This is a genomic window from Bradyrhizobium sp., from assembly GCF_019242285.1.
GTDB lineage: Bacteria > Pseudomonadota > Alphaproteobacteria > Rhizobiales > Xanthobacteraceae > Bradyrhizobium.
The window spans coordinates 1-4,009 of sequence record NZ_JAFAVV010000649.1; the positions used below are offsets into that span (position 1 = coordinate 1).

Consider the following 4,009-nt stretch of genomic DNA (forward strand, 5'->3'; position numbering starts at 1 on the left):
TCCTGCGTCGCCGTACCCTGCTCTTCCACCGCGGCGGCAATCGCAGAGGAAATTTCCGACAGCCTCTCGATGGTACCGGATATTTCCTTGATCGCGTTGACCGACTCCTGCGTCGCCGCCTGGATGCCCGTGATCTGCTGGCCGATCTCGCCGGTCGCCTTCGCGGTCTGCTCGGCGAGCGCCTTCACCTCCGAGGCGACGACGGCAAAGCCTCGCCCGGCCTCGCCGGCGCGCGCGGCCTCGATGGTGGCGTTGAGCGCGAGCAGGTTGGTCTGGCCGGCAATGGTGTTGATCAGCTCGACGACGTCGCCGATGCGGCTCGCCGCCTTCGACAACTCGCTCACGCGTTCGTTGGTCTGGCGGGCCTGATCGACGGCCGCGTTCGCCATCCGCGCCGACTCCTGCACCTGGCGGCTGATCTCGCTTACGGAGGATGTCAGTTCCTCGGTGGCCGCCGCAACCGAGCGTACGTTGGACGAAGCGTGGTCCGAGGCGGTCGCAACCGCCGCAGTCTTCGCCTGCGTTCGCTCGGCGGTGACCGTCAGCGTCTTCGCCGATCCTTCGAGCCTGCCGGAAGCCTGCGAGACGGTGTCGATGATCTCGCCGACGGCGGCCTCGAAACGATCCGCGAGGCCGTGCATGTCTGCCTGCCGTTGCCGCGCCTGGCGCTGTTCGGCGTTCGACTGCTCGGCGCGCAGCCTGTCCGCCTCGACCATCTTCCCCTTCAGCAATTGCAGGGCGTCCGCGACCTGTCCGATCTCGTCCCCTCGCTGCGCTCCACTCACCTCCGCATCGGTGTTGCCGGCGGCCAGCTCGGTGAGCGCGTGCACGACCCGGGTCAGCGGCTGCGAAACGCCACGCTGTACCGCGACCAGGAAGACGACGGTGCCAAAACCCGTGGCGAGGCTCAGGAGCAGGATCGTGAGCCATGTCGTGCGATATGCCTGCGCCCGCGCCTCGCTCGCCGCCGCCACCGCAAGCGCGAGCAGACGCTCCTTGGCCTTGCCCAACAGCTCGGTCGGCGCGCGGTCGATGCCGGCCACCGCCTTGTCGCCCACTGCGCTGTCGAAGTCATGGTCCTTGAATTCCTGCAGACCGCGCCGATAGGCCGCGCCCATGCTCTGGTGCGCAGCCAGGAACTGCGCGACCAGTTGGGCTGCTTCGGGGTCGGCGATGCCGCGGCTCAGCCGTTCCGCGAAGGCACGGACATCGCTTTCGCGCTGCTGAAAGGCCGTCCAATGCTTGTCCAGCGCTTCCGGCTTCTTGCCGCGCAGGAGCGTATCCTTCCACTCCTGAACCTGTTTCTTGAAATTGATCTCGACGGCCTCGACGTCGACGGCGCTGGTCTGACGCGACATCACGTCTTCCTCGAACCGGCGCAGGCTCTCGGAGAACTGCCAGAAACCGAAACCGGCGGTGGCGATCACGAGCACGGTGCAGAAGGCGAAAAGCAGCAGAATGCGGCCGCGCAGCGTGAGCCGGGCGCGGTTCGTCGTCGATGCGGTCATGGAAATTTTCTCTGAACAAAGGGAGCAGCCGAACGGCTGGCTCCCTTCGGCCACCCCACGGGCAAACGGGGAATGAGACGAATTGAGCCTGATGAGGGCGCGATGCGCCCGCGCCGAAAAAACGACGGCCCCGGTGCCGACAAACGTAAACTCGTAAGGCTATCGTAACCCGGGAAAATGAAGGAAGCGTTTTGAAGCAACGCACCATTTCAGATCGGTGTGCTTTCACCGCGCCGATGCAGCTGAACTACTAACCGACCGACTCGCCGACCAGCCTGATGCGGAACACCGGGTTCCTCGCTTCGTCGAGCAGTTCCATCTGCCACTCGCCGTCCGGCTTCAGGCTTCGCGCCACCGCGCCAACGAGGTTGGAGCAGACCGCGGTCATCTCCGCCCAGGCCGATTCCCGGCTTTCGCATTCAAAGGGGTGCTCGGCAGCGCCCGAATATTTGCCCTCGCTGATACGGAAGAAATAGAGCGACATAGCTGGTGTTAACCCATGCGTTGTCCCCGTCCCACGTCCGCAGACCATGGGCGTATCACGGGCGCATGACATCAGTCAGCCGTACGATTACGGCGCGCCGCGTCAATCGATGTAAATTGGTGAATGCCGCTCAATCGGTCGAGCGGCGAAGCTCGGGCACCACATCCGGCTTCAAAAGCTCCGGCTTGGGCTCGGACTTCATCGGCTCGAGCTTGGAACTCTCCACCGCCGGCGTCTCGATCCGCGCCGTGACCTCGCCATGCGAGGCATCGGCGGAACGCGCGCCACGGCCGCGCGGCCGGGCCACGGCGCGCGCCATCAGCATCTGCGCGCCACCCTGGTTGTGAAAGTCGCAATAGGCGAAGCCCATGCCGGAGACCGAGCCGCGGAAGCTCTTGTCGTCGGTCTTGTCGAGATTGAAGCACGGATCGAACGGCAGACCGCGGAGCGAGGCGCAGACCGACTGGCCGCGGATCTGCAGCGTGTTGCCCGGCAGGCGGACATGACGGATCGGACCGGAACCCGAGAACTGCACTGCGCCGGCCGCGCCCATGTCCTCCAGGATACGACCCGCACCTTTGGTGCCGTCGAAGCAGGTGAAGGTGAAAACCTTCCCCGCAACGAACCTGCGCGCCTCTTCCGCAGTCATCGTCCCGGCGAGCGCCGGCACCACGATAGCCGCGGCGGTGACTGTTCCGAGCAGAAAACGCGCAATCATCAGCGAACTCCGACCTGATTGGCAGCGGGCGACGATCCTTTACCCCCTGCTTACCATACCAACCGTGGCAACATTGGAGCAGGTTGGTTGGCAAAGTCTGAACAATGCTAGGGAATTTTTACCACGATGCGGCCGCGGACTTGACCGGCCAAAATCTGCGGTCCCAAGGCGATGACCTGATCCAGCGGAATTTCGTGAGTGATTTCAGCGAGCTTTGCCCGGTCCAGGTCACTGGCAAGGCGGCCCCAGGCAACCTTGCGGGGGACAAGCGGGCACATCACCGAATCGATGCCGACAAGCGACACCCCGCGCAGAATGAAGGGGGCGACCGAGGACGGCAGGTCCATGCCGGCGGCGAGGCCGCAAGCGGCGATGGCGCCGCCATATTTGGTCATCGACAACAGGTTGGCGAGCGTGGTCGAGCCGACGCTGTCGACCCCGCCGGCCCAGCGCTCCTTCGCCAACGTCTTGGCGGGGCCTGACAGCTCGTTGCGGCCGATCACCTCGGTGGCACCGAGATCCCCGAGGTAGCCGGCCTCCGCCATCCGCCCGGTCGAGGCGATCACGTGATAGCCGAGCTTCGACAGCACCGCGATCGCAACCGAGCCGACACCGCCAGCGGCTCCGGTGACGACGACGGGGCCGCTTCCCGGCGCGATGCCCTGCTTCTCCAACGCGATCACCGCGAGCATGGCGGTGAAGCCGGCGGTGCCGATCGCCATCGCCTCGCGGGCCGAGAGCCCGTCCGGCAGCGCGACCAGCCAGTCGCCCTTCACCCTCGCCTTCTCGGCATAGGCGCCGAGATGGGTTTCGCCCATGCCCCAGCCGGTGCAGACCACCTTGTCGTCGGCCTTCCAGGACGGATGCGAGGAGTGCGCGACGGTGCCGGCGAAATCGATCCCGGCGATCATCGGAAAACGCCGCACCACCGGCGACCTGCCGGTCACGGCCAGCCCGTCCTTGTAGTTGAGCGTCGACCATTCGACGCGGACGGTGACGTCGCCGTCCATCAACTCGGCTTCGTCGAACGCCGTGAGCGCGGCGGTGGTGCCCTTGTCCGCCTTGTCGATCCGGATCGCCTTGAACGTCGCCATGCGCAACTCCCCGAAACTGTCTTTCAGGGAGGTTTAGCGCATCAGGCGGGCTGCGCAACCACGCGCTGGACCGGCTTTTCGACGATCGGCAGGTTGATCAGCGCCGAGAGCAGGCCGAACAGGATCGAGAGCCACCAGATCGGCGTGTAGGAGCCGAAGCTCTCGAACACGATACCACCGAGCCAGACGCCGAGGAAACCGCCGA

The 4,009-nt window shown here is 65.5% G+C and carries 4 protein-coding genes and 1 pseudogene; all 5 read right to left on the reverse strand.

The genetic code is table 11. The features are described 5' to 3' along the window. A partial coding sequence (locus JOY90_RS26250; RefSeq protein WP_291694014.1) for a methyl-accepting chemotaxis protein occupies positions 1-1,508 on the reverse strand: 1,508 nt, incomplete at its 3' end. Between the two features lie 250 nt (positions 1,509-1,758). After that, the gene (locus JOY90_RS26255) at positions 1,759-1,992 is read right to left on the reverse strand and encodes a hypothetical protein (protein ID WP_291694015.1); all 234 of its coding nucleotides are present in this window, start codon (positions 1,990-1,992) and stop codon (positions 1,759-1,761) included. A gap of 130 nt (positions 1,993-2,122) precedes the next feature. Continuing rightward, on the reverse strand, positions 2,123-2,710 hold the full coding sequence (locus JOY90_RS26260) for a hypothetical protein (protein WP_291694016.1): 588 nt from the start codon (positions 2,708-2,710) through the stop codon (positions 2,123-2,125). A gap of 107 nt (positions 2,711-2,817) precedes the next feature. Further along, positions 2,818-3,804 carry an MDR family oxidoreductase gene (locus JOY90_RS26265; protein ID WP_291694017.1) on the reverse strand — a complete coding sequence of 329 codons (987 nt, stop codon included), beginning with the start codon at positions 3,802-3,804 and terminating at the stop codon, positions 2,818-2,820. A gap of 41 nt (positions 3,805-3,845) precedes the next feature. Then, positions 3,846-4,009 (reverse strand): annotated as a pseudogene (locus tag JOY90_RS26270) (MFS transporter); the annotation flags it as partial.